This is a genomic window from Micromonospora sp. NPDC049301, assembly GCF_040678715.1.
Classification (GTDB): domain Bacteria; phylum Actinomycetota; class Actinomycetes; order Mycobacteriales; family Micromonosporaceae; genus Micromonospora.
Window position 1 is genome coordinate 223191 of sequence record NZ_JBFAQO010000008.1, and the last position, 25524, is coordinate 248714.

Below are 25524 nucleotides of genomic sequence, written 5' to 3' on the forward strand. Positions count from 1 at the left end.
GCGGACCGATGAGCGAGGTCGTGCCACTTTCCGGGGTCCGACCGGCCGTCGCCGGCCTGGACCGTGCGCTGCTGGTCGGCGGTGTCGTCGCCGGCCCGATCTTCGCCGGCTCGGCGCTGCTCCAGGCGCTCACCCGGGACGGGTTCGACCTGCGACGGCACCCGGTCAGCGTGCTGAGCACCGGTGAGCTGGGCTGGATCCAGATCGCCACGTTCCTGGCCACCGGTGTGCTCTGCGTGGCGGCGGCCGGGGCGCTGCGGCGTACCACCGGTGCCGGGTCGGTCTGGCCGCCCCGGCTGCTCGCCCTGTACGGGTTGGGCCTGGTCGGCGCGGGGATCTTCAGCGCCGACCAGGCCGACGGGTTTCCCGCCGGCACGCCTCGGGGCGCCGGCCAGATCAGCTGGCACGGAGGCCTGCACTTCCTGGTGGCGGCGGTCGCCTTCGTATCGCTGATCGCCGCGACGGTGGTGGTCGGTCGGCGGGCCGCGCGGCGCGGGGCGTGGGGCCGGGCCGGATACAGCCTGGCGACCGGTGCCTTCTTCGCGGTGACCTGGGTGGCGTTGATCGTCCGGCCGGCTCCGGCCGTGATGGTGGCGTTCGGCCTGGCGGTGGCGGCCGGCTGGCTCTGGGTGTCGGTCACGTTCGCGCGGGCGGTGCCGGGCCGGGTGGACTGAGCCGACTGGCGTCGGATCGGGAGGCGCGGGGTGGTTCCCGCGCCTCCCGCTGTGCTGAGGTGTAGGGCATGATCACCCGGCTGCTGTACCTCGCCCGGCACGGCGAGCAGGAGGACGCGGCGACCGAGTCCCCGGAGGCCGGCCTGTCGGAGCGGGGTCGGCGGCAGGCCAGGCTGCTCGGCGAGCGGCTGCGGGGCCGGTCGTTCGCCGCCGTGCACCACGGGCCGCTGCGCCGGGCCGCGGAGACCGCCGAGCTGGTCGCCGCGTCGCTGCCCGGGGTTCCGGTGTACGCCACCGAGCTGGCCGGCGACCACCTTCCGCACGACACGGAGCCGGCCGGCCTGCCTCCGGCGTACGCCAAATTCCTGGGCCAGTTCTCGCCGGCCGAACGGGTCGACGGGCCGCGGGTGACGGCGGCGGCGGTACGGCGGTTCGCCGGGCCGGCCGCCGATGGCGCGGATGGCGCCGAGCCCGTCCGTGAGCTGGTCGTGACGCACAGCTTCCTGATCGCCTGGCTGGTCCGGCACGCCCTGGACGCGCCGGAGCGGCGGTGGCTGGGTGTGAATCAGCACAACGCGGGACTGACCGTCATCCGGTACGGCCCGGCCGCACCGCCGAACCTGATCGCGTTCAACGACGTGGCGCATCTGCCGCCGGAGCTGCGCGGCACCGGCCTGCCGCCGGACTACCTGGTCTGACGGCCGGGCGGTCAGCCGGTGGCCCGGAGGAGCAGCTCGACCAGCGCGCGGGTGGCCGGGGGAGGGGCGGCGTCGGCGGGGCAGTCGACGTACGCGGTCTCGACGGTGCCGACGGTCAACCGGTAGCTGAACGCGTCCGCGCAGCTGGTGGGGGTGGTCGGGCGGCGGGCCTCGGCGGCCAGCCGGGGGTCGGCGGCCAGCCCGCGTAGCCGGCCGAGGTCGGTGGTGTCGAGCCGGCCGGTACGCCGGCTGCCGGCACGGTCCACCAGCGTCCACCGGCCGTCGGGTTCGACGGTCACGGCGTCGCCACGGCCGGCGAAACCGCCGGAGCGGAACAGCATGACGCGGGTGGCCGTGCTGCCGGTCGCGTCGGGGCCGGTCGGTGCCGGGGTGCCCGGAGTGGTGGGGACGGTGGTCGGCGGGACGCCGGTGGCGGGGCCGGTCGGGGTCGGGCCGATGGTCGCGGGGGGTTGGTCCGGGGCGGTGCCGGCTCGGTCGTCGCTGGTGCAGCCGGCCAGGAGGGCGACCAGTAGCGCGACGGTGACGCCGGTCGTCGAGGCGGGTCTCATGCCGCTCGGACGCACGGCTGCGGCCGTCGGTTCCCTCGTCACCGCCCTCATCCGAACGGCCAGTGTCGATGTCTGGGAGCGGTCCAAGCCTTCTCTTTTCCTCAACACATAGCTATATCTACATGCGTGACTACCCCCGTCACAACCTTTCTCCTTTCAGGAGGGCACGTGAAACGACCCCTCGCCGCCGTCAGCGCAGCGTTGCTCACCAGCGGCCTGTTGACCTGCGTCGCCACCGCGGCGCACGCGGCTCCGCCCACCGCCCCCGCGCCGGACACCTCCGCCGCGGCAGTCCTGGGCTCGAACCCCGGTGCAGTCCAGGGTTCGAGCGCCGAGTCGTACCGGGTGCACAGCACCAAGGTCGACGCCTCCGGCGCCACGCACACCCGCTACACCCGCAGCTACCACGGGCTGCGGGTCTACGGTGGTGACTTCGTCATCCACGCCACGCCGAACGGCAGCTACGCCGGAAGCTCCGTCGGCCTGGCCGCGCCGCTGACCCTCGGCACCACGGCCAAGGTCACCGCCGCCGCGGCGAAGAAGGCCGCCCGTACCGGGTTCACCGGCACGGCCGAGGCCGTCGGCACCCCGGAGCTGTTCGTCGACGCCAGCTCCGGCCGGGGCAGGCTGGCCTGGGAGACCGTGGTGAGCGGCTGGCAGCCGGACGGACAGACCCCGTCCCGCCTGCACGTGATCACCGACGCCACCACCGGCGGGGCCATCGGGTCGTACGACGAGATCGAGGCGGTGGCCGGCACCGGCAACAGCCTCTACTCGGGCACGGTCAGCATCGACACGACGCTCTCCGGCAGCACGTACCAGATGATCGACCCGTCCCACGGCAACGGCTCGACCTGCGACATGAACAACGGCACGTCGAGCTGCACCACCTTCACCGACGCGGACAACACCTGGGGCACCGGAGTCAACTCCAACCGCCAGTCCGCCGCGGTGGACGCGCACTTCGGCGCCGCCAAGACGTTCGACTACTTCAAGAACACACACGCCCGCAACGGCATCTTCGGCAACGGCACGGGCGTGCCGAGCCGGGTGCACTACGGCAACAACTACGTCAACGCGTTCTGGGACGGGTCCCGGATGACCTACGGCGACGGCTCGGGCAACTCCCGCCCGCTGGTCTCGCTCGACGTGGCCGCGCACGAGATGAGCCACGGCGTGACCGAGAACGTCGTTCCCGGTGGCCTGACCTACTCCGGTGAGTCCGGCGGCCTCAACGAGGCCACCAGCGACATCTTCGGCAACATGGTCGAGTTCTACGCCAACACCTCGGCCGACCCGGGCGACTACCAGGTCGGTGAGAAGATCAACATCAACGGCAACGGCACGCCGCTGCGCTACATGTACAACCCGTCGCTCGACGGCTCGTCCGACAGCTGCTGGTCCACCAGCACGAAGAACAAGGACGTGCACCACTCCTCCGGGGTCGCCAACCACTTCTACTTCAACCTCGCCGAGGGCACCGGCGCCACCGCGTACGGCACCTCGCCGGTCTGCGGCTCCGCCCCGGCGGTCACCGGCATCGGCCGGGCCAAGGCGGAGAAGATCTGGTTCCGGGCGCTGGACGTCTACTTCACCTCCAACACGTCGTACGTCAACACCAGCAACCCGGCGAACACCGCCCGCGCCTACAGCCTGCGGGCCGCCACCGACCTGTACGGCAGCTGCTCCACCGAGTACAAGGCGGTGCAGGCCGCCTGGACGGCGGTGAACGTGGCCGGCAACGACGCGCCCTGCTCGACCGGCAACGACTTCTCGGTGTCGCTCTCGCCGACCGCCGGCTCGGTGAACCCGGGCGGCTCGGCCTCCACCACGGTGGCCACCGCCACCACCAGCGGCACGGCGCAGACCGTGACGTTCTCGGCGTCCGGCCTGCCGAGCGGGGCGAGCGCCGCGTTCAGCCCCTCGTCGGTGACCTCGGGCGGCTCGTCCACCCTCACCATCAGCACCTCGGCGGGCACCCCACCCGGCACCTACTCGGTCACCGTGAACGGCGCGGGCTCGGTCACCCGGAGCGCGACGTACACGCTGACCGTGAACGGCACCGGAGGCGGCTGCACCGCGCCCGGGCAGAAGCTGGCCAACCCCGGCTTCGAGTCCGGCGCGACCGGCTGGACCGCCACGTCCGGCGTGATCACCAACTCCAGCAGCCAGCCCGCCCGCACCGGGTCGTACAAGGCCTGGCTCAACGGGTACGGCAGCAGCCACACCGACACGCTCGCCCAGTCGGTGAGCCTGCCGTCCGGGTGCTCGTCGTACGCGCTCAGCTTCTGGCTGCACATCGACTCGGCCGAGACCACCACCAGCGTCGCGTACGACACGCTGCGCGTGCAGGTGCTGAACTCCGGCGGGACGGTGCTGGCCACGCTGGCGACCTACTCCAACCTGAACAAGGCCGCCGGCTACAGCCAGAGGTCCTTCTCGCTGGCCGCGTACGCCGGTCAGACCGTCAGCCTGAAGTTCACCGGCACCGAGGACTCCTCGCTGCAGACGTCCTTCGTGGTCGACGACACCGCGCTCACCGTCTCCTGACCTGACCGACACCAGGGCCCGGCGGCCACCCTCGACGGTGGTCGCCGGGTCCGCGCCGTTATGGTCGCCGCACCGGCGAACGTCGGCCAGGTGGCGCGGGAAGGGGTGCACGTGTCGGACGCGGAGTTGACGGTCGAGGTGACCGGGCCGGTCGCGACCGTGGTGATCAGCAACCCGGCCCGCCGCAACGCGATGACCGCGGCCATGTGGCGGCAGCTCCCCGAACTGCTGGACCGGCTGGAGCCCGACCCCGACGTACGGGCGCTGGTGCTCACCGGCGCGGGCGACGCCTTCTGCGCCGGGGCCGACCTCAACGACCTCGCCGAGCTGCTGGACGCCGGTGACGCCAGCATCGCGGTGGCCGCCGAGGAGCGGCTGGCCAGCTTCGCCAAGCCGACCGTGGCGGCGATCCGGGGTGCCTGCGTGGGCGGCGGCTGCCAGCTCGCCGTCGCCTGTGACCTGCGGATCGCGGCCGACGACGCCCGGTTCGGTGTACCGCCGGCCCGGCTGGGGCTGGTCTACCCGGCGCCGACCACCCGCCGGCTGACCCGGCTGGTCGGCCCGTCCGCCGCCAAGCACCTGCTGTTCACCGCCGAGCTGATCGACGTCGAGCGGGCCCTGCGGGTCGGTCTGGTCGACGAGGTGCTGACAGGCGATCGGCTCGCCGCGCGGGTCGACGACCTCACCGCGGCGATCGCCCAGCGGTCGGCGATGAGCGTCGCCGCCGCCAAGGAGATCGTGGACGACCGGGCGGGGCCGGCGCGGGTCGCCTGGTGGCACCGGAAGGTGGCGACCAGCGGCGAGGCCCGGGAGGGGGTGGCGGCGGTCGCCGAGCGCCGGACACCCCGTTTCGCCTGGCAGCCGCCCGTTGGTGACTGAGCGGCTGTAGCCCGCCCGGTCGGTCCGGCCATTTGACGATCTCGATCCCGGCTGGCGTGGCGCAGGGGCGGTACGGCAGGCTGTCCGTCGTGCAGCGTGATCAGTTGCTTGCGGGCCGCTACCGGCTCCTGGAGCGTCTCGGCAGTGGCGGCATGTCCGCGGTGCACCGTGCGTACGACGAGGTGCTCGAACGGGACGTGGCGGTGAAGGTGCTCGTCGCGTCGGACACCAACGCCCGACTGCGGATCCGGGCCGAGGCCAAGGCCGCCGCCCGGCTGTCGCACCCGCACGTCACCAGCGTCTACGACTACGGCGAAGCACGGCTGTCGGGCCGGCCGGTTCCGTTCGTGGTGATGGAGCTGCTCCACGGTCACACCCTCGACCACCGGCTGTCCTCCGGGGCGCTACCGCCCCGCGCGGGCCTGCGGGTCTGCGGGGAGGTGGCGGCCGCGCTCGCGGCCGCGCACGCCCAGGGTCTGGTGCACCGCGACATCAAGCCGGAGAACGTGATGCTCACCCCCACCGGCGCGAAGGTGCTTGACTTCGGCATCGCGGCGGTCGCCGGCGATCCCGAGATCGACTTCGAGGGTCGGCTGCTGGGCACGCCCGCCTACCTCGCGCCGGAACGGCTGGAAGCCGGCGAGGTGCTGCCGGCCTGCGATGTGTACGCCCTCGGCCTGCTCGCACACCGGGTGCTCACCGGCCGGCTGCCCTGGCGCCCCGAGGCGCAGACCGCGATGCTCCGCGCACACGCGCACGTCGAACCGGACCCGCTGCCCGAGATCGACGGGGTGCCGGCCGAGATCCACCGGCTCTACCGGTGGTGCCTGGCCCGCGACCCCGACGACCGTCCACCCGCGGCGGAGGCGGCCCGCATCCTGCTGACCGCCAGTGCAACGACGGCCACGGAACGGACCGCCGGCGAACTGACCGTTACGGGAACGCCCGCCAGCGAACGGACCGCCGGCGGCGGGGCGAAGCCGGCGGGGCGAGCCGACGTGGCCGATTCCCCGGTCACCGGGCCCGCCGAGCCGGTTGGCGCTGCCGCAGCCGGAACGACCGGTGACGACCGGCGGCGGTCCTGGCGTCGCCGACGCTTGGTGCTGGCGGTCGGCGGTGCGGTGGTCGCCGCGGTGGCGATGGCCGGATCGCTCGGTGACCCGAGCACACGGCGTCAGGATGCGGGCACGCCACGGACCGGCATCGGACCGGGCGGCACCACCACCGTGGGGATGCCCCGCACGGCCGAGCCGCCCGGCCCGGCGGACCCCCCACGAGCCGCCCCGCCGGCCAGCGCAGGCGTGCCGGCCGGCACCGCCCCGTCCGCCGCGCCGACCGGTCCGGGTGGCACACCGCCCCCGAGCCCGACCGTCGGCGTCCCCGGGCCGACCCCGACCCGGGCCGCACCCACGCCCGCGCCGCGACCGGGAGTGCCGGTCGACACCCAGGGCGGGACCGTCACCGTCCGCTGTGTCGGAGGGTCGGCCGAGGTGCTCGGGGTGACGCCGGCACCTGGGTACCGGGCGGAGGCGTACGACCCGGGCCCGGCGAAGAAGATCGAAGTTGAACTGACCTCCGCCGGGCACCAGAGCGAGATCCGGGTGCACTGCGCCAACGGCCGCCCGATGCCGAAGGTCAAGGAACGCGCCGGCTGACCGGGGGCCGGCGGGTGCCGCGTCGGAGGGCGTACCCCCCGGCGCGGCCCCCCGTTCCCGCCGGCCGGTCCGTCACCGCCCGGCCAGCGCCGCCCAGCCCGGGTTCGCCGGCTCCCGGCGCAGCGGCATGCCCGCCTCCGCCGGCGTCCGGTCACCCTTGCGCTGGTTGCAGCCGTAGCAGGCGGCGGTGGTGTTCCGCCAGGTGTTCCGGCCGCCGCGCGAGCGGGGCAGGATGTGGTCGATGGTGGACGCCGGGCCGCCGCAGTACGCGCAGCAGCGGTCGTCGCGGCGCAGGACGCCGGCCCGGGACCACGCCGGCCCGGAGCTGAACCGCCAGCGGGTGACCACGTAGCGGACCAGCCGCACCACCCGGGGCATCGGGAAGACGCCGATCACCTGATCCGGCTCGGCCTCGTGGATCTCGGCGACCCTTCGGCAGAGCATCCGGACGGCGTGTTGGACGGTGACCCGGTGCAGCGGGCCGAGGTCGGCGTTGATGACGAGGACGGCGTCCACCGGGTTCTCCCTCCATGGTGGTGACGGACGAACTGCTCCGGACAGCGAAGAGCCGCCCGGTCCGGCTGTCGGACGGGCGGCTGGGCGCGTACGGGCACGCGTCAGTCGGGCCGTCCCGCCCGGGGGTCTTCCGCTCGCCAACCGCCGCCGGGCAGCACCGATGGCACGGTGGTGACGTGCGACATCGTCATGATCTGCTCCCGTGGCGGTGGTTGACCTTGCGCGCTCACGGTAGGTCGGCGCGGGACAGACGGGCAACGTATTTCGATCGGCTGTCCGGCTCCTCCGGGCGGCGCTGCCGCCGGGTCCGGCCGCTGGTCCCCGCCGTCTGCCAGGCGGTGGCCAGCGGGCGGTCCACCCGCACGGCCATCCGCGCGGCGAGTTCGCTGTCCAGCAGTGGCCGGTTGACCTCGCCGGCGACCGCCAGCGCGGGCCCGGAGACCGACCGCCAGATGGCGGCCAGCCCGGCACCGAGGCCCAGGAGCGCGACGGTGGCCCGGGTTGTCGGCGAGCCGGACGCCGCCGCGGCGCTCACCCCGACCACCACGAAGAGCACCACCAGCAGGGGCACCAGCACGGGCCAGAAGATGCCCCGGGCCGCCTGCGCCACCAGCCGGCGGTCCCGGATGATCAGGTTTCGGGCGACCACCGCGTAGTCCTCCTCGTCGAGCAGGTCGCGTGGATGCAGCCCGCCGGTGAGTACGCCGCGCCACAGATCGCCCTGGTTGCGCAGCTCCCGCGCCAGCTCGGTGAGGGTCGGCGCGGTCGGGTCGCCCCGGCCGGCCTGGTCCACGGCGGTCGCCCAGGTGGCCAGCGAGCGGCGCACCACGGCGGCCGAGTACGGCGGCAGCACGGTGGCCAACTCCTCCAGCCACCGGCTGATCTGGATCTGCCGGCCGCCGAAGCGCCGTGACAGTTGGGCGGCGTCACCGGCCCGGACGGTGTCCGCGAGCGACCGGCCCAGGCGGTAGGCCAGCCCGACCCGGTGGTTGGTGGCCATCGCCCAGCGCAGCACCTCCATGTTGAGGTCGTCGAGGGCGAGCAGCAGCGGCGCCGGGTCGGCGGGGCCGGGCCGGTCCAGGTCGGGTAGCCGGGACCGGGCGGCCGAGGTGTCCGGTAGCGGCCCGGCGTGCCGGGTGAGCTCGGCGATCTGGCCCAGCGCGACGTCCACTCCGTCGAGGTACATCCGCATCCGCCGGGGCGTGGACATCTCGGTGAAGTTGGAGAGCTTGGCCGGCGGGCCGGAAGTGCGGGCGTCGGCAGCCGGGCCGAGTTCGGCCTGCTGCCCCTGGTGGTACGCGTCCGCCATCCACCAGCCCAGCCGGAGGGCGGTGACGATGCAGGCCCGCTCGTCGCGGATCAACGGGTAGGCGTCGTCCCGGCCGATCTCCTCCGCCGGTGGTCCGCTCTGCGCGCCGGCGCGGTGCAGTGGCGACATCTCCGCTGCCCTCCCGCCCGGTCGATCGACGGATGATCAATCCAGGCTACGGCAGCACGGCGGGGCATATGCCCGCTTTGTTAGGTTCCTGTGCCTCGCCCGGCCAGCAGGCCGCGGGGGCGCACCGAGTGCACCGGCTCGGCCGCGCCGCCCTCCGCGCGCAGGATGTGGTTCGCGGCGATGATCCCGGTCGCCGCGGAGCGTTCCATCAACGCGCTCGGGAAGTCCGTGGCGATCCCGTCCCCGGCCAGGTAGAGGCCGGTCGCGTCGGTGCGTACCCCCGGTCGCCAGGCGTGGCTGCCCGGGCTGAACGCCGGGGCCTGCGCCTGGACCCGGGCGCGCAGCTCGCGGACCCGCAGACCGGCGGCCTCCGGCCAGAGCGTCACCAGCTCACGGCGCATCCGCTCGGCCAACTCCTCGGCCGGCACTCCCGGCCCACAGGCGTACGCGTGCAGCTCCACGACCGACCCGCCGGTCTGCCGCGCCCAGCGCCGTGACTCGTTCTCCAACCGGTGGTAGAGCGTCACCGAGTCCAACGTGGCCTGCCGGGACACCCCGCTGAACACCGCCCGGCCGGCGGCCACGTCGCCGTCGCACCAGTACCGGGCCACGGCGTATGGCGGGCCGGGCGTGCCGAACGCCGGCATCCGCGCCACCAGCTCCGGTGCCCGCTCGGTCAGGTCGGGGGAGGCCCTGACCAGCGCGGCCAGTGCCGGCGGGTCCACGGCGAGCACCACGTGGCCCGCCCGGTGACCGCCGCCGTCGGCGGTCGTCACCCGCCAGCCGTCGGCGTCGCGGTGGACCCCGGTCGCGGTGGACCCGGTGAGCACCCGGCCGCCGTGCCGCTCCACGTGCCGGGTCAGCGGCTGCCAGATCGCCGTTGCGTAGTCCTCGTCCGGGCAGTCGAAGGCCAGCCCCTCCGGGTTGCCGAGCAGGTAGAAGTGGAACTGGGCGACCATCTCGGCGGCGGACATCTCCGCCTCGTGGTTGAAGAACGAGTGTGAGAAGACCTCGAACAGCATCGCCCGGGCCCGGTCCGGCAGCCGCAGGGAGGCCAGCAACTCCTCGGCGGTGGAGTCGTCCAGTTCCGCGTAGGTGCGCACCGGGTCGTAGCTGAGCAGCGGCAGCGCGGCGTCGCGATCCATCGACCGCAGGTCGGCCAGGCGCAGGCTGGGGCTGCGCAGCAGCAGCGCGAGCAGGTTCGCCGGTGGTGCGGGCGGCAGCTTGCCGAACTCCTCGGTCGGCCACTGCTCACTCAGGATCGGATAGCCCGGAATGGGCTTCAGAAAGCCCAGGTCGGGGTCGGCCCGGCGGAGGATGGACCGCCAGTTGTAGTACTGCCGGAAGAACGCGTGGAAGCCGTGCTCGTTCTGCTGGCTGCTGCCGTCGGCGAGCGCCTCGGGCCAGGCGCCCAGCCGCCCGCCGAGGGTGGGCGCCGCCTCCAGCACCGTCACCGCCACACCGCGTTCGGCCAGCACCACCGCCGCCGACATGCCGGCGATGCCGCCACCCACCACCAGCGCCGTGGTGGGTCGCGGCACCCGGTCGGTGCCACCGCCGCCCGGGTCGACCTGGTGCTGCCGTACGCCGATCAGCCGACCTACCACTTGCGACAGCGCCATGGGGGCAGTCTGCCCCACCGACGGCTCAAGGGCCTGGTAAGCAGCGGCGGGGGCGGTCGGAGGCGGGCCAGACGTACTCCAGGTCCTCCGGCACGTCGTCGCCGAACAGGGGGCGGTAGTGCGACGGGTCCTTGCGCAGCAGCGACGAGCGGTGGCTCAGGTGCAGGTCGTCGCGGCCCAGCCACGGTGGCAGCTCACCGGCCCGGGCCAGCTCGTCCTGGGTCCGCACGACGCCGGCGCCGCAGGCGGCGGTGAGGTCGACGGTCAGCGTGGCGGCGCAGGTGTCAGCCCTGCCCGGCTCGGACCAGACCGCGCACATGTCCAGCCCGTAGCGGGTGAGCGCCTCCTCGTACCCCGCCCACATCTTCACCGCCGGGTGGTTGCGCCAGCCGTACCCGGGTCGGGTGAGCCCGCGCAGCACCTGGATGGCCTCCACCCGCTGCTTGCCCAGCCGCTTCTGGTCCAGCGTGCGGGCGCTGGCCAGGAAGTCCGGGTACGGGAGGAAGGTCTGCATGGCGCTGCTCTACCCGTCGCCGGGGCGGGCATGCCTGGTCGGGGATGATCCGGACGGGGTCGCCCACCATGGTCGTGCTGATTACGATCCGGGCATGGCGGAGCCGTGGCGGGACCGGGCGCGACGGGCGGTCGAGTGGAACTGGCGGCTGCGGTCCGCCGGTGACCCGCGACCGCACTACGTGATCTGCGGGAAGGACGCGCTCGCCTACTACGTGGCCCGGGCGATGCTCGAATCCGAGTTGCCGGCGGGTGGGGCCCGGGTGACCGTCGTGGTGCCGGAGCGTTACCGCAGCAACGGCCCGGACGTGGCCGGGCTGCGTGGCGTCCGGGTGGTCCGCTCGGATCGGCTGGACGTGGCCACCTTCGAGGCCGCGGGCCTGGCCGGGGCGACCGGTCTGGCCCTGCTGCACCAGGACGACGTGGGTAACCTGCACGCCGCGCTCTGCGCACAGGCCGTCGACCAGCGGGTCCGTCAGGTGCTGCGGATGTTCAACGGCACCCTCGCCGACGGCGTGCGCAAGCTGCTCAAGGCGCCGGTCGAGGTGCTCTCCGACGCCGAGATGGCCGCGCCGGCCTTCGTGGCTGCCGCCCTCGGCGAGGTCGACCCGAGTTCCTTCCAGCACCGGGACAAGACCCTACGGGTCGCTCGTCGGGCCGACGTCCGTGCGCAGGACGTGGTCTGCGCGTTGGCGGACGTCAGCGAGCAGGGGGTGGAGCTGTTGCCGGCCGAGCAGGCCGGCGCGGACCTGGTCCTCGCCGAGGCGACCGGTCAGCCGCCGGGCACCGAGGTCGCCGCCCGCCGGCTGGTCCGGGCCCGCCGTCGGCGTCGCCCGGTCACGGTGCTGCTGGGAGCGGTACGCGGCTTCGCCACCCGCAAGATCGGCATCGCGGTGATGGTGGTGCTCGCGGTGATCGCGGTGCTCGGCGCGTTGATCTCCCGAGCGGAGGACGTCTCCCCGGTGGAGGCGTTGTACCTGACGCTGGTCACCACGCTCAGCGGCGCCGACCCGGACACGGACAAGGCGGCCGACGCCCAGATCATGCAGGTGGTGCTCAACCTGGCCGGGCTGGCGCTGATCCCGCTGATCACCGCCGTCGTGGTGGACGGCATCGTCAACGCACGGCTGGCCCTGCACACCGGCCGGCTGCAACCGGCCCGGGCCGGGCACGTGGTGGTGATCGGCCTCGGCAACGTCGGCACCCGGGTGATGGCGCAGCTCCGCGAGTACGACGTCGAGGTCGTGGCGATCGACAAGGACCCCGAGCCGCGCGGCGGCACCCTGGCGCGGCAGCTGGAGGTGCCGTTGATCGTGGGGGACGCCGCGCTGCCGGAGACCCTCGCCGCCGCGTCGGTCGCCGACTGCCAGGCGCTGGTGGTGGCGTCCACCGACGACGTGGCCAACCTGGAGGCGGCGTTGGCCGCCCGGGACCTCCGCACCGACCTGCGGGTGGTGTTGCGGCTCTTCGACGGCGACTTCGCCGAACGGGTGGAGGAGACCTTCGCGCTCGGGGTGTCCCGGTCGGTCTCCTATCTGGCCGCCCCGGCCTTCATCGGGGCGCTCACCGAGCGCGCCGTGATCAGTACCATCCCGGTCGACCGGCACGCACTGCCGGTCGCCGAGGTGCCGGTTGCTGCGGGCTCCGAGCTGGACGGCCGACCGCTGGACGTGGTCAACCGGGACGGGCAGGTCCGGTTGATCGCCCGGACTCCAGTGGGCGGAGCCAAGACGATCTGGTGGAAGGACCTCGACCCCCGGCAAGTGATCTTCGCGGGGGACCGGCTGACCGTGGTCGCCCGGCGGCGCGGGTTGGACTGGCTGACGCGACAGTGCGCGCCGCCCGCCCGCACCGGCCCGGTCCCTCGCCCGGCCGGGCCGGTCCACGGCGGGGTGCACGCCCCGGCGGCGGCGCCTCCCTCGGTGCCGGACCCGACGGACGCCGCGGTCGCCGCGTCCGCGCCCGGAGCGGCGCATCCCGTTCCTCCCGTCGGGGGCGCTCCCTCGACGACCAATGGCGGCCCAACGGACGACTTCGAGCTGACCCACCGGTACGACGGGACGGGCGAGGTGAGCTGACGCCACCTGGCGCGGCCGGTGCGGCTCCCACCGGTGGAGGCGGCCGAGTATGGTGCGCCCGTGCTTGGTGGTGGGGTGGGTCGACGAGCCCGCGACGCGCAACGACCGCGACGCGACACGGTGGTCGTACGGTGGTTGCGGGCTCGGCCGAAGTGGTGGCCGCTGGCGGCGGCTGGCCTGATCGTGGTGGTGGTCGTGGGCTGGGCGCTGTGGCCCGATGCCGAGCCCGAGCCGCGTCAGCGCGAGTACCGGGCCGAGACGGCGTGCCTGCTCACCGGCACCGCGGGCGTCACCGCCCCGGAGGCCCGTCCGGTGTGGACAGGTATGCAGGAAGCCTCCCTGGCGACGCGGGTCAAGGTGCAGTTCCTCGAAGTGGACGGCCCGCAGACCGGCGAGAACGCCGAGACGTTCCTCGCCAGTCTGGTGCAGAGTCGCTGCGGCGTGATCCTGGCCGTCGGCGACGCGCCCGTGCGGGCGGTCCGTCCGACAGCCGCACGGTTCCCCTCGGCGAGGTTCGTCGCTTTCGGTGCCGCGACGCCGGGCCCCAATGTGGTCGTAGAGCAGGCCACCGACCCGGAATCCGTGCAGCGTAAGGCCGTTGAGGTGGTCTCCGCGCTGGCGTCCGGCAGGGACTGACGGCTCCAAGGTTTCTCCCAGGATTGGCCGTTCGGCCATCTTGTGCCCATGATCGACGAACCCTCACACTCCGCGTTGGTAATTTCACTTCGCGGGGGAGGGGACCGGCCGTGCGCCGATCCGTTACCAGTGGGACACGCCGTGCCGCATTCGTGGTCGCCGTTGTCTTCGGGCTGACTGTCGCCATACCGGCCGACGTGGTGCGACCGGGTGGCGAGTTCCCACTCACCTGGCTCACCTGGCTCGCGCAGCGCCCCGCCTGGTCGGCGACCGCGGCGTTCGTGGGCCTTCCCGTGCAGCAGAAGGGGAAGCCGGTCACGGTCGACCCGCACGTACCGGCTTCGGCAACCGACGCCGGTACGGGCGCAGGGCGGGCGCCCCAGCCCGCGCCCGGCACCCTGGAGGCGTACCAGCCGCACAAGATCGCCACCACGCCCGAGGTGACCGATGTGGCCGAGCCGGGCTTCGACGCCCGGACCAGCACGCGCGACGCCCGCAAGTCGAGTGCGCGCTCGGACATCTTCGCGAACGCCGACGGCTCCTTCACCAAGCGCACGTACAACCGCCCGGTCAACTACCGCGCGTCGGACGGCAGCTGGCAGAAGATCGACTCGAATCTCGCCCGCCGCTCCGACGGACGGCTGCACGTCACGGCGAACCGGCTCGGCGTGTCGGTCACCGGCGGAACCCCGGAGGCCACCGGGCGCGCCGCCGCCTCGGCCACGGACGGCGACCTCGCCCAGCTCACCCTGCCTGGCGGTGAGAGCGTCGGTTACCGGCTCGAGGGTGGCACGATCAACGCCCCCGAGGTGGCCGGGCCGACCGCTCACTACCGGGACGTTCTCCCGCACACCGACCTGGAGCTGACCACCTTCGACGCCGGCGTCAAGGAAACCCTGGTGCTGCGCTCGCCGGAGGCGGCGTCGACCTGGGTGTTCCCGCTGCGGCTCACCGGTCTGACCCCTCGGCTCACCGCCGCTGGCTCGGTGGAACTGCTCAACGCGGACGGCAAGGCCGTGGCCTGGTTCCCGCACGGCTCGATGCAGGACTCGAAGGTCGACCCCCGCTCCGGCGCCCCGGCCGAGTCGGACGCGGTCACCTTCGAGATCATCACGGTCGACGGCGCGCCCGCGCTGCGGGTCGTGGCCGACCCGGCCTGGCTGCGGGACCCGGCCCGCCAGTACCCGGTGCGGGTGGACCCCACCGCGACCACCGGCACCACCGGCGACGTCTACGTCGACAGCGACAGCGAGACCACCAACCACAACGGCGACAACCTGCCCGTCGGTACGTACGACGGCGGTGGCGTGAAGGCGCGCTCGTTCATCCACTTCGACGAGTTCGCCAGCGACGGCCTCGCCGGCAAGCGGTTCAGCGCGGCCAAGCTGCGCCTCTTCCACACCTGGTCGTTCAACTGCACCTCGCACAAGGCGTTCAACGTGCACCGGGTGACGCAGCCGTGGACGGTTGCCGACCTGACGACCGGCGCGCACCCCGGGCCGACAATCTCCCCCTCGATCGGCTCGCTGACCATCACCGACAACTACCCGGCCTGCACCAACGACCCACCCAACCGGAGCACCGGCAAGTGGGTGACCGTCCCCCTCGCCGTCGACACGTTCAACGACTGGTCGACCGGCGGCATGAACGAGGGTCTCGCGCTGACCGCCTCGGAGACGGACTCGACGGCCTGGAAGCGGTTCACCGCCGCCAACTACTCGGACGGCAGCTACAAGCCGTACCTGGAGCTGACGTACACCAACAACGTCGCGCCGCAGGTCAATGTCCGCTACCCGACCAACAACGCGGTCGTGCAGACCCTCACCCCTGAGCTGCACTCCCGGGCGGTCGACCCGGACAAGTGGCCGGCCAAGGGTTTCACCTACAACTACGTGGTGACCGACGCCGGCACCGGCGCGGTGGTGGCCAACTCGGGCTGGGTCGCGACGGCGAGCTGGACCATTCCAGCGGGCAAGCTGACCTGGAACAAGAGCTACCTCTACACCGTCCAGGTCAACGACAAGGCGGGCTCCAGCGCGGTCTATCCGGCGTACGCGTTCACCACGTCGGTGCCGCAGCCGCTGCTCACCGGGAGTCTGACGCAGAATTCCGGCAAGGGCTACGACCCCGGTATCGGCAACTACACCACCTCGGCCACCGACGCCAGCGTCGCCACGGTCGGCCCATCGCTGGCGATCACGCGTAGCTACAACAGCCTGGATGCCCGGCGCAGCAACGCCTTCGGCGCCGGCTGGTCCAGCATGCTCGACACCCGGGCCACCCAGGTACGCGACGTGGCGGGCCAGGTGCAGTCGGTCCTCATCACGTACCCGACCGGCCAGGACGTGGCACTCGGCCGCAACGCCGACGGATCGTTCGCCCCGGCTTCCGGCCGGTTCTCCGTCCTGAAGGAGAACAAGGACGTCAGCGGTGCCGTCACCGGCTACACGCTTACCGACAAGGACGCCTCTCTCTACGTCTTCGCCCAGTCGGCCGGCAGCGGGATCTTCAAGATCACGAGCGTCACCGATGCCAACGGTCGGACGATGACGTTCGCGTACGACGCCAGCTCGAACGTGACGAAGGTGACCTCGGCTTCCGGTCGGTCCCTGTACGTGACCTGGTCCACCCCGGCCGGCTCGGCGTACGCCCACCCGGCGACGGTGTACACCGACCCGGCGGTGCCCGGTGACTGGAACACCTCGACGACCTGGCAGTACACCTACGGCACGAGCGACCAACTCGCCAAGGTCTGCCCCCCGACGAACTTCGCGGCCTGCACCACGTACCAGCACGACACCACCTCGCAGTACGCCAACGCGACCCTGAACGCGGGGCCGTACTCGTACTGGAGGCTGACCGAGGCCGCCGGTGCCACCACCGCGGCGAGCTCGGTGCTGGGCAACGCGGGCGTGGACAACGCCCGCTACAACAACGTCGCGCTGGGCCAGGCGGCGGCGCTGCCCGGCTCCACCGCGACCACCGCCGGCTTCAACGGCACCAGCTCCCACGTGCAGCTGCCGGGCAACCTGGTCAGCGACGGCCAGTACCAGTCGGTCAGCATGTGGTTCAAGACCACCACCCCGAACGGCGTGCTGTTCAGCTACCAGGCCGATGCGATCACCACCGGCACCCCGGCGGGCAGTTACACGCCGTCGCTCTACATCGGCAGTGACGGCAAGCTGCGCGGGCAGTTCTGGAGTGGAGCCCCGTCCCCGATCAACTCGAACGTGACGGTCACCGACGGGGCCTGGCACCACGTGGTGTTGGCCGGCGCCGGGGACACGCAGAAGCTGTACCTCGACGGCGTCGAGAAGGGCACCCTCGACGGCACCATCGCCCAGATTCCCGGTGGGTCGGCGAACGTGCTGGTCGGCGCCGGGTTTGTCGGTGGCCTCTGGCCGAACCACGTCAACACCGGTGTCTCGCCCCCGAAGGCCACATACTTCACCGGCTCGATCGGTGAGGTGTCGTTCTTCAACCAGGCGCTCACCGGCACCACGGTGACCGAGCTGCACAGCTCCGGCCGGACCGCCCACCCGGTGCTCACCAAGGTGGTCCGCCCCTCGGGTGGGGTCACCGCCCAGGTCGGGTACGACAAGGTTTCCGGCCGGGTGTCCACCGTCACCGACGAGAACGGCGGCCTCTGGACGATGGGCACGCCCACCGTCTCGGGCAGCAGCGACGTCTACGCGGCGTCGGTGCTCGGCGCCAAGCCGGCCGACTACTGGCGGCTCGGCGACGTCGAGGCGACCGACGCCGCCAACGAGGTGCAGGGCGGCGTCGCCACCTACAGCTCTGCCACCCTGGGGGTGGCCGGCCCGTTCAGCGACAGTCGGGCAGCGTCCTTCAACGGCACGACGTCGTACCTCCAGCTTCCGCCCGAGGACATGCCGACCACCGGGCCCAACTCGGTCGAGTTGTGGTTCAAGATGCCGGCGGGCAACACCGCGGGCGGTGTGCTCTACGGCTACCAGGCCAGCCCCCTGGCCGACCCGGCGGTCGCCGGTAACTGGACCCCGGCGCTCTACGTCGGCACGGACGGCAAGTTGCGGGGCGGGTTCTGGACCGGCAGCGCCACCCGGGTCATCATGAGTGCGGGCGTGGTCAACGACGACAAGTGGCACCATGTGGTGCTCTCGGCAGCCACCACCACCCAGTCGCTCTATCTGGACGGCGCGGCGGTCGGCAAGCTCGACAACGCGCTGGTCGCCACCGACGGGCAGAACGCGTACATCGGCGCGGGCAAGTGGGCCGGCGCCTGGCCGATGCACGGCACCCGCGACGTCGGGTACTTCCCCGGCTCCATCGCCGAGGTCGCCTTCTACCGGTCGCAGCTCTCTGCCGACCAGGTCGGCGCGCACTTCCAGGCGTCGAAGCAGACCGCGCCGGTCGCCGTGACCATGGTCAACGGCGCCGCCAGCGCGATCCCGATGCCCGTCTCCACCGTCACGGTGACCGGGCCGACCGGTGAGAAGATCAGCTACAGCTACGACCTGGTCAACGGCAGCCGGATGGTCGCCCAGACCGACGGCCTGGGCAACACCACCAAGTTCGGGTACGACGTGGGCGGCTACGGCAACCTCACGTACGACCCCCGCGGTGTGTGGAGTCAGGAGCTCCAGGACGCCCGGGGCAACACGAAGCAGGTCATCACCTGTCAGGACCAGTCGGCCAGCAAGTGCTCGTCGGTCTACTACACCTACTACGCCAACTCGGCCGAGCCGCTGAACTGGGCTGCCGCCGCGCTGCCGACGATGTTCGAGGACTTCAGCGGCGACGGTGCCCCGGACGTGGTCTACCGGGCCGCCGACAACACCATTCAGATGGTGCAGGGCAACGGTGCGGGTGGCTGGCTGACCAGCCTGCCCACGCAGATCGGGACCAGCCTGTCGGCGGCGAACCTGGCGGTGGCCGCCAAGGACTTCTCCGGCGACGGCAAGCCCGACCTCCTGTGGCGCAGCGCCTCCGACGGCAACCTCTACATGCTCAACGGCAACGGCGCGGGCGGCTGGCTGTCGGGCACCTCCGTCAAGATCGGCCCGAATGTCAGCGCCGCGGACCTGATGGTCTACTCCAAGGACTTCAGCGGTGACGGCAAGCCCGACATCATCTACCGCAGCTCCGCCGACAAGAACCTGTACCTGCTGAAGGGCAACGGCTCGGGCGGCTGGTTGAGCACCACCCCGACCCTCATTGGCCCGAACGTGAGCGCCGCTAACCTGCTCGTCTCGCCGGGCGACTTCGACGGCGACGGCAAGGCCGACGTGATCTACCGCAGCAGCGCGGACAACAACCTCTACATGCTGCGGGGCAACGGGACCGGCGGCTGGTTGAGCACCACCGCCACCCGGGTCGGCACCGGGTGGGGCAGCGCCAAGGCCCTGCTCAGCGCGGGGGACTTCGACGGCGACAAGCGGGCCGACATCGTCTACCACAAGACCACCGACAACGACATGTACCTCGTGTCGGGCAACGGGACCGGTGGCTGGGCCACCGGCAGCTCCATCAAGATCGGTGGCACGCCGGACCCGCGCAACGACGTCATCCTGACCATGCGCGACGGCCGATCGTCGTCGGCCACCGACAACCGGTACCTGACCAGCTACGGCTACGACGGCAAGGGCAACCAGACCAGCATCACGGACCCGCTGGGCCGGGTCACCCGTACCACCTTCACCGACGGCACCACCGTCGCGGCGAAGGACGGCGGGTTCGCCCCGGCCGGCCTGCCCGCGACCGTGACCACCGCCGGCGGGCAGACCCAGACGATCACCTACTACGCCAGTGGTGACGTCGCCGAGATGGTCGAGCCGAGCGGCAAGATCACCCGCTACACGTACGACGGGCTGGGCCGGCTGCTCACCGAGACCGAGGTGACCGACAGCCACCCGGCGGGGCTCACCACCAGCCACGAGTACGACCGACTGGGCCGCGAGATCACCGAGACCGAGCCGGGAGTCACCAACCGGGTCACCGGCGCGATCCACACCGCCCGCACCACCACCGTCCACGACGACGACGGCAACATCACCGAGGTCACGGTCAGCGACCTGACCGGCGGCGACGCGTCCCGCACCGAGCGGCACGCCTACAACTCCTACGGACAGGAGTCGTCGACCACCAACGGCGTCAACCAGACCACCAGCTTCGAGTACGACAGGTACGGCCGCGTGGTCAAGGAGACCGAGGCCGACGGTGGGGTGACCACCAGCACCTACGACGTCGAGGGCAACCTGCTCACCACGACGGTGAAGAACTTCACCGGCGACCCGAACAGCCCGTCGGCGCCCCGCGACCTGGTGACCACCACCCGGGCGTACGACCCGGCGGGCCGGCTCGCCAGCGAAACCGACGCGATGGGCTGGACCACCAGCTGGACGTACACCGACAACGGTCTGGAAGCGAAGGTCAGCCGGACCGACGGCACCCGGACGTTCGTGGTCGAGGAGAACCTCTACGACGCCGCCGGCAACGTGGTCAGCGAGATCACCAACAACGGTCACACCGTCACCGCCACCGAGTACGACGCGGCGGGCCGCACGACGGCCTCGGTCGTCGACCCCAACGGCCTGAAGCGGCGCACCGCGTTGACCTACGACGCCGACGACAACGTCATCTCCACGGTTTCCTCCGGCCCGGACGGCACCGTCACCAGCTTCTCCGACGCGCTCTACGACAGCGCCGGCCGCGCCATCGCCGAGACCGAGTACCCGTCGGCGGCGCTGACCCCGGTCGGGCGCTGGAAGCTCGACGAGACCGGCGGTACGAAGGCCGCCGACTCCACCGGCAACAGCCCGGCCACCGCGGTTGGCAACGTCACCTGGTCCACCGACCGGGGCGGCTCGGCCGTCTTCGACGGCACCAACGCGCACCTGAAGACCGGCCAGATCCTGGACACCAAGCGGGCGTTCACGATCTCGGCCTGGGCGAAGCTCGCCACGGAGAATCCCGCCCTGGGAGGTGAGCAACTCGTCTTCGAGGCCTCGGGCGCGATTGGGGACTCTGCGGCAAAGGTCTTCTACGCACCCGGCGACGATCGGTGGTACGCCGGCGTGGCGGTCCGGAAGGCGGACGGGACCAACACGTTCCTCCAGGGCGGCGGGCCGGTCGGTTCCGCAGTGGCGGGTACCTGGACGCACCTGGCGCTGACGGCCGATCCAGCCAGCAAGACGATGAAGCTCTATGCCAACGGCGCACTGCAAGCCACGGCGACCACGACGGAGGCCTTCAACAACACGTCGACGGGCTTCACCATCGGCGGTGCGGGTGTGTGGGGCGGGTTCCCCGGCTCGGTCAGCGATGTGCAGGTCTACCAGAAGGCCCTGACCGACGCGGAGGTCTCGCAGGTCAAGGCGGGGACCGCCCCGGCGGCGGACGCGCACGTCATCCGTACCTCGCAGGTGCTGGACTCCGACGACCTACCCACCTCGGTCACCGACCCGAACGGCAACACCACCCACTACGGGTACGACGAGGAGGGCCGGGCGGTGAAGACCACCGCCCCGGCGGCCACGGTCGAGCAGCCCGGTCAGATTCCCGCGCAGGCGAACGCGGTGAGCTGGGTCGGGTTCAACACGTTCGACGAGCCCACCGACACCCGCGACGCGAACGGCAACTGGTCGGTGGTGGAGTACGACGCGGTCGGCCGCGTCGTGTCGGAGAAGGCGCCCGCCTACACCCCGCCGGGGTCGTCGACGCCGATCGTGCCTGAGACGCGCTACAGCTTCGACACGGCCGGTCAGCTGAAGACGGTCACCGACCCGCTGGGCAAGATCACCCGCTACGAGTACGACCAGCTGGGCCGGACGTCGAAGGAGATCGCGCCGAACGACGGCGCCACCACCTACACCTACGACGACGCGGGCAACGTGTTGTCGTCGACCGACCCGACCGGCGCGGTGAGCGCCGCGACCTACGACTACCTGGGCCGCACGGTCACCTCGACGGAGGTGGTGCGGCAGGAGGGCAAGAACCACACCACCAACTACACGTACAACGCCCAGGGCTGGCCGTCGCAGGTCACCACGGCTGCCGGTGTGAACAGCTCGACGACGTACAACGTGCTCGGTGACCCGCTGACGGTCACCGACGGTGCCAACAACGTGAGCCGTTACGAGTACGACGCCGAGGGTCGGACCACGAAGACGATCCGCCCGGACGGCTCGTACGCCTCGGTCACCTACGACATGGCGGATCGGGCCACCCGCACCGCCGAGTACAGCCCGACCGGAACTCTGCTGTCGGAGCAGTCGGCCCGCTACGACCGGGCCGGCAACATGGTGGCCAGCACCGACGCTCGTAAGACGACGGTGACCTACGAGTACGACGCGACAGGCGTGGTCACCAAGGAGACGCAGCCGATCTCGGCGTCGGACTCCATCGTCACCACGTTCGGCTACGACCTGGAGGGAAACCGCACCCGGTTCACCGACGGTCGGGGCAACGCCTTCCTCACCAGGTACAACTCGTGGGGGTTGCCGGAGGCGATGATCGAACCGGCGACGGCCGCGCACCCGGATCCGGCGGACCGCACGTTCACCCTGGAGTACGACCGGTCCGCTCGACCGGTGAAGCAGTCCATGCCCGGTGGGGTGACGGTCACCAACGAGTACGACGACCTGGGTCAGCTGGTACGCCAGTCGGGCGCGGGCGCCGAGGTCGCCACCGAGGACCGGACCTTCGGCTACGACGTGGCCGGCCGGATGACGTCGCTGTCCGGCTCGGGCGGCACGAACACCATCGCGTACGACGACCGGGGTCTGCCCCGGTCGGTGACCGGCCCGTCGGGCGACTCGACGTTCGGCTACGACCCGGACGGCCGGCTCGCCTCCCGGCAGGACGCCGCCGGCACGACCTCCTACGGGTACGACGGCGCGGGTCGCCTGTCGTCGCTGGCCAACCCGTCGGCCGGCGTGCAGATGGCGTACACCTACAACACCCTCTCCCAGGTCTCGAAGATCACCTACGGGTCGAACGGCAACACCCGCAACTTCACCTTCGACCCGCTGCGGCGGCTCACCGGCGACGAGTTGAAGTCGTCCGCCGGGGCGTCCCTCGCGAAGATCACGTACGGCTGGGACGAGAACAGCAACATCACCTCGAAGTCGACGACCGGGTTCGCCGGCTCGGCCTCGAACACCTACACCTACGACCTGGCGGACCGGCTGACGTCGTGGAACAACGGCGCCACCACCACGGTGTACGCCTACGACAAGGCCGGCAACCGGGTGCAGAACGGTTCCAAGCTGTTCACCTACGACCAGCGGAACCGGCTGCTCACCGCCGACGGTGCTACCTACACGTACACGGCCCGGGGCACCCTGGCCGACGCCGGCGGCAACGTCACCCGCACGGACGCCTTCGGGCAGGTCGTGTCGCAGCAGTCGGCGGGCGGTACGCAGACCTACACGTACGACGGCCTGGGTCGGGCGATTCGCCCCGGTCACGCGTACACCGGTCTGGGCAACGACCTGGCGGGGGACTCCAGCGCGACCTACGTGCGGGGGCCGTCCGGCGAGGTGGTCGGCACCACCGGCGGCGGCAACCAGCGGATGGTCTGGACGGACCTGCACAGCGACGTGGTTGGGCAGTTCACCCCGACCGGGGCCGCGCTGACGGGGTCGGTGACCTACGACCCGTTGGGCAAGGCGCTCACCACCAGCGGCCTGGTCGGCCAGCTCGGCTACCAGTCGGAGTGGACGGACGCGTTGACCAGCCGGGTCAACATGCACGCCCGCTGGTACAACACGGACACCGGGCAGTTCGACACCCGGGACACGGCGAGCAACAGCCCGCTGCCGGACTCGATCAACGCCAACCGCTACCAGTACGGCGACGCGAACCCGCTGACCGTGACCGACCCGACGGGGCACTTCGGTCTGGGCAGCCTGAAGAAGTCCTTCTCCCGGGCGGTCAGCTCGGTCAGTTCGAGCTTCCGTTCGTACGCGTCGTCCGCCTACTCGTACGCCTCGTCGTACGCGTCGTCGGCCTACTCGTACGCCTCCTCGGCCTACAGCGCCGCGAAGTCCACGGTGAAGAAGACCGCTTCACGGGCCAAGGCGGCGGTGAAGAAGAAGTACCACCAGGCCAAGAGGAAGTACCACCAGGTCAAAAAGCAGATCAAGAAGAAGTACAACCAGGCGAAACGCGCGGTCAAGAAGAAGTACAACCAGGCCAAGAAGTACGTCGCGAAGAAGGCGGCGGCGGTCAAGAAACGCGCCAAGCAGGCGGCGGCGAAACTCAAGCAGGCCGGTAAGAAGGTGGCCGCCAAGGCACAGCGGGTGGTCAAGAAGGCCACCACCGCGGTACGGGACGCCGCGAATGCGACGACCAAGTGGGTCAAGGAGCACAAGGACGTCCTGTTGGAGGTCGCCGCTATCGGCGGCGCGATCCTCGCGGGTATCGCCTGCACGGCGGTGACCGCCGGTGTCGGTGCGATCGCCTGCATGGCCGGTGCCGGGGCGCTGATCAGCCTCGCCAAGGACGCCGCGCAGGGTGACATCCACAGCATCGGCGACGCGCTGGGCTCCCTGGGCACCGGTGCGGTCACCGGGCTGATCGGCGGTGCGGGCGGCGCCATCGCGGCGCGGGTCGGTGCCGCCGTGGCGAAGAAGGTCGGTACCGGCCTGGTGGGTCGCCTGGCGACCGAGGCCGCCGAGAACGGCATCGAGGACGCGGTCGGGCAGCTGGCCACGTCGGGCACCTACAACCCTCGGTCGGCTGCGGAGAACATGGTGCCGGGGCTCGGGGCGTTGAGCCGCAAGGGCGGCGGAGGCGCGCGTTCCGGCGGCGGGGGTGGATTCAACCCGCTCGGCCTCGCAGTCGGTGGCGGTGGTGGCGGCTGCAAGACCGGTCGTCGGCACAGCTTCGATCCGAAGACCCGGGTCCTGATGGCGGACGGCACCAGCCGGCCGATCGAGGACGTCAATGTCGGCGACAAGGTCATGGCCACCGACCCGGTCGCCGGAAAGTCGGAGCCGAAGCAGGTCACCCAACTGCACCGGAACACCGACAAGGACCTGACCGACCTCACCGTCCGCGACCAGGACGGCAAGGTGACGAAGGTCGAGACGACCTGGCACCACCCGTTCTGGAACGCCTCGAAGCGGAAGTGGGACGACGCCAAGGACCTGAAGCCCGGCACCAAGCTGCTGGTCAAGGGCAAGGGTGCGGTCACCGTCGTCGCAGTGCTCAACAAGCTCGGCGTCGAGGAGATGCGCGACCTCACCGTCGCAGACATCCACACGTACTTTGTGGTCGTCGGCGACGAGCCGGTACTCGTTCACAACTGTGGCGGTGCCGAGGACGGTCACCACGCCACGTGTGAGTGCGCCACTGGCGGACAGGCACGTGGAAGCAATGGCCGGTGGCTTGAGGACCCGGATGCCGACGGTTCGGATTGGGGTACCACCGAGCGGCGGGAGCACTGGAAGCAGCACTACAACGACCCGGATTCGCCACTGACCCCCGCCCAGCGGGCCGAGGTCAAGCGGCGCGGATGGGCAGGCCCGCAACGAGCCAATCCTTGGACCGGCGAGCAGGAGACGATGGAGCTCTCACACGAGCCCGTCGCCAGGCGTGACGGCGGGACGAAGACGGTTCCGCGCTGGCCCGACGAGCATGCTGATATCGATCCGCACCGTAAGCTCAAGGGGAACAGGATTCCGTTCACGAACACGTACCCAGCTAGTTGA

Annotated in this window: 13 protein-coding genes; 8 read left to right on the forward strand and 5 right to left on the reverse strand. The window is 71.7% G+C overall.

Annotated features, from left to right (window positions below; all coding sequences use genetic code 11):
* Positions 1-8 precede the first annotated feature (8 nt).
* A complete protein-coding gene (locus AB0K07_RS24065) occupies positions 9-674 on the forward strand; it encodes a DUF998 domain-containing protein (RefSeq protein WP_363757741.1) in 666 nt (221 codons plus the stop codon).
* Between the two features lie 68 nt (positions 675-742).
* A complete protein-coding gene (locus AB0K07_RS24070) occupies positions 743-1372 on the forward strand; it encodes a histidine phosphatase family protein (RefSeq protein ID WP_363757743.1) in 630 nt (209 codons plus the stop codon).
* Between the two features lie 11 nt (positions 1373-1383).
* Here AB0K07_RS24070 and AB0K07_RS24075 read toward each other — a convergent pair whose 3' ends face one another.
* On the reverse strand, positions 1384-1941 hold the full coding sequence (locus AB0K07_RS24075) for a protealysin inhibitor emfourin (protein ID WP_363757745.1): 558 nt from the start codon (positions 1939-1941) through the stop codon (positions 1384-1386).
* Between the two features lie 168 nt (positions 1942-2109).
* On the opposite strand from AB0K07_RS24075, the gene AB0K07_RS24080 reads away from it, so the two are divergent.
* The 3 genes from AB0K07_RS24080 to AB0K07_RS24090 all read left to right on the forward strand — a co-directional run bounded on the left by AB0K07_RS24080 (position 2110) and on the right by AB0K07_RS24090 (position 7025).
* Complete coding sequence (locus AB0K07_RS24080; protein ID WP_363757747.1) at positions 2110-4491, forward strand: M4 family metallopeptidase; 2382 nt, start codon at positions 2110-2112, stop codon at positions 4489-4491.
* Between the two features lie 60 nt (positions 4492-4551).
* A complete protein-coding gene (locus AB0K07_RS24085; protein WP_363757749.1) occupies positions 4552-5370 on the forward strand; it encodes an enoyl-CoA hydratase/isomerase family protein in 819 nt (272 codons plus the stop codon).
* An 89-nt stretch (positions 5371-5459) separates the two neighbouring features.
* The gene (locus AB0K07_RS24090) at positions 5460-7025 is read left to right on the forward strand and encodes a serine/threonine-protein kinase (RefSeq protein ID WP_363757751.1); all 1566 of its coding nucleotides are present in this window, start codon (positions 5460-5462) and stop codon (positions 7023-7025) included.
* A 72-nt stretch (positions 7026-7097) separates the two neighbouring features.
* On the opposite strand, the gene AB0K07_RS24095 is transcribed toward AB0K07_RS24090, so the two are convergent.
* From AB0K07_RS24095 to AB0K07_RS24110, 4 genes are all read right to left on the reverse strand, one after another.
* Positions 7098-7541, reverse strand: coding sequence for an HNH endonuclease (locus tag AB0K07_RS24095; protein WP_363757753.1), 444 nt, complete (start codon positions 7539-7541; stop codon positions 7098-7100).
* A gap of 226 nt (positions 7542-7767) precedes the next feature.
* Positions 7768-8979 (reverse strand): hypothetical protein, encoded by a 1212-nt coding sequence (locus AB0K07_RS24100; protein WP_363757755.1) that lies wholly within the window; start codon positions 8977-8979, stop codon positions 7768-7770.
* Between the two features lie 80 nt (positions 8980-9059).
* Positions 9060-10601, reverse strand: coding sequence for an FAD-dependent oxidoreductase (locus AB0K07_RS24105; RefSeq protein WP_363757757.1), 1542 nt, complete (start codon positions 10599-10601; stop codon positions 9060-9062).
* Positions 10602-10626: 25 nt separating this feature from the next.
* Complete coding sequence (locus AB0K07_RS24110) at positions 10627-11115, reverse strand: MSMEG_6728 family protein (RefSeq protein ID WP_363757759.1); 489 nt, start codon at positions 11113-11115, stop codon at positions 10627-10629.
* Between the two features lie 94 nt (positions 11116-11209).
* Here AB0K07_RS24110 and AB0K07_RS24115 point away from each other — a divergent pair, with 94 nt between their 5' ends.
* The 3 genes from AB0K07_RS24115 (at position 11210) to AB0K07_RS24125 (ending at position 25524) form a co-directional block, all read left to right on the forward strand.
* A complete protein-coding gene (locus AB0K07_RS24115) occupies positions 11210-13192 on the forward strand; it encodes an NAD-binding protein (RefSeq protein WP_363757761.1) in 1983 nt (660 codons plus the stop codon).
* 183 nt (positions 13193-13375) lie between these two features.
* Entirely contained in the window at positions 13376-13828 is a 453-nt protein-coding gene (locus tag AB0K07_RS24120) for a hypothetical protein (RefSeq protein ID WP_363757763.1), read from the forward strand.
* Between the two features lie 152 nt (positions 13829-13980).
* Positions 13981-25524 (forward strand): LamG-like jellyroll fold domain-containing protein, encoded by an 11544-nt coding sequence (locus AB0K07_RS24125; RefSeq protein ID WP_363757765.1) that lies wholly within the window; start codon positions 13981-13983, stop codon positions 25522-25524.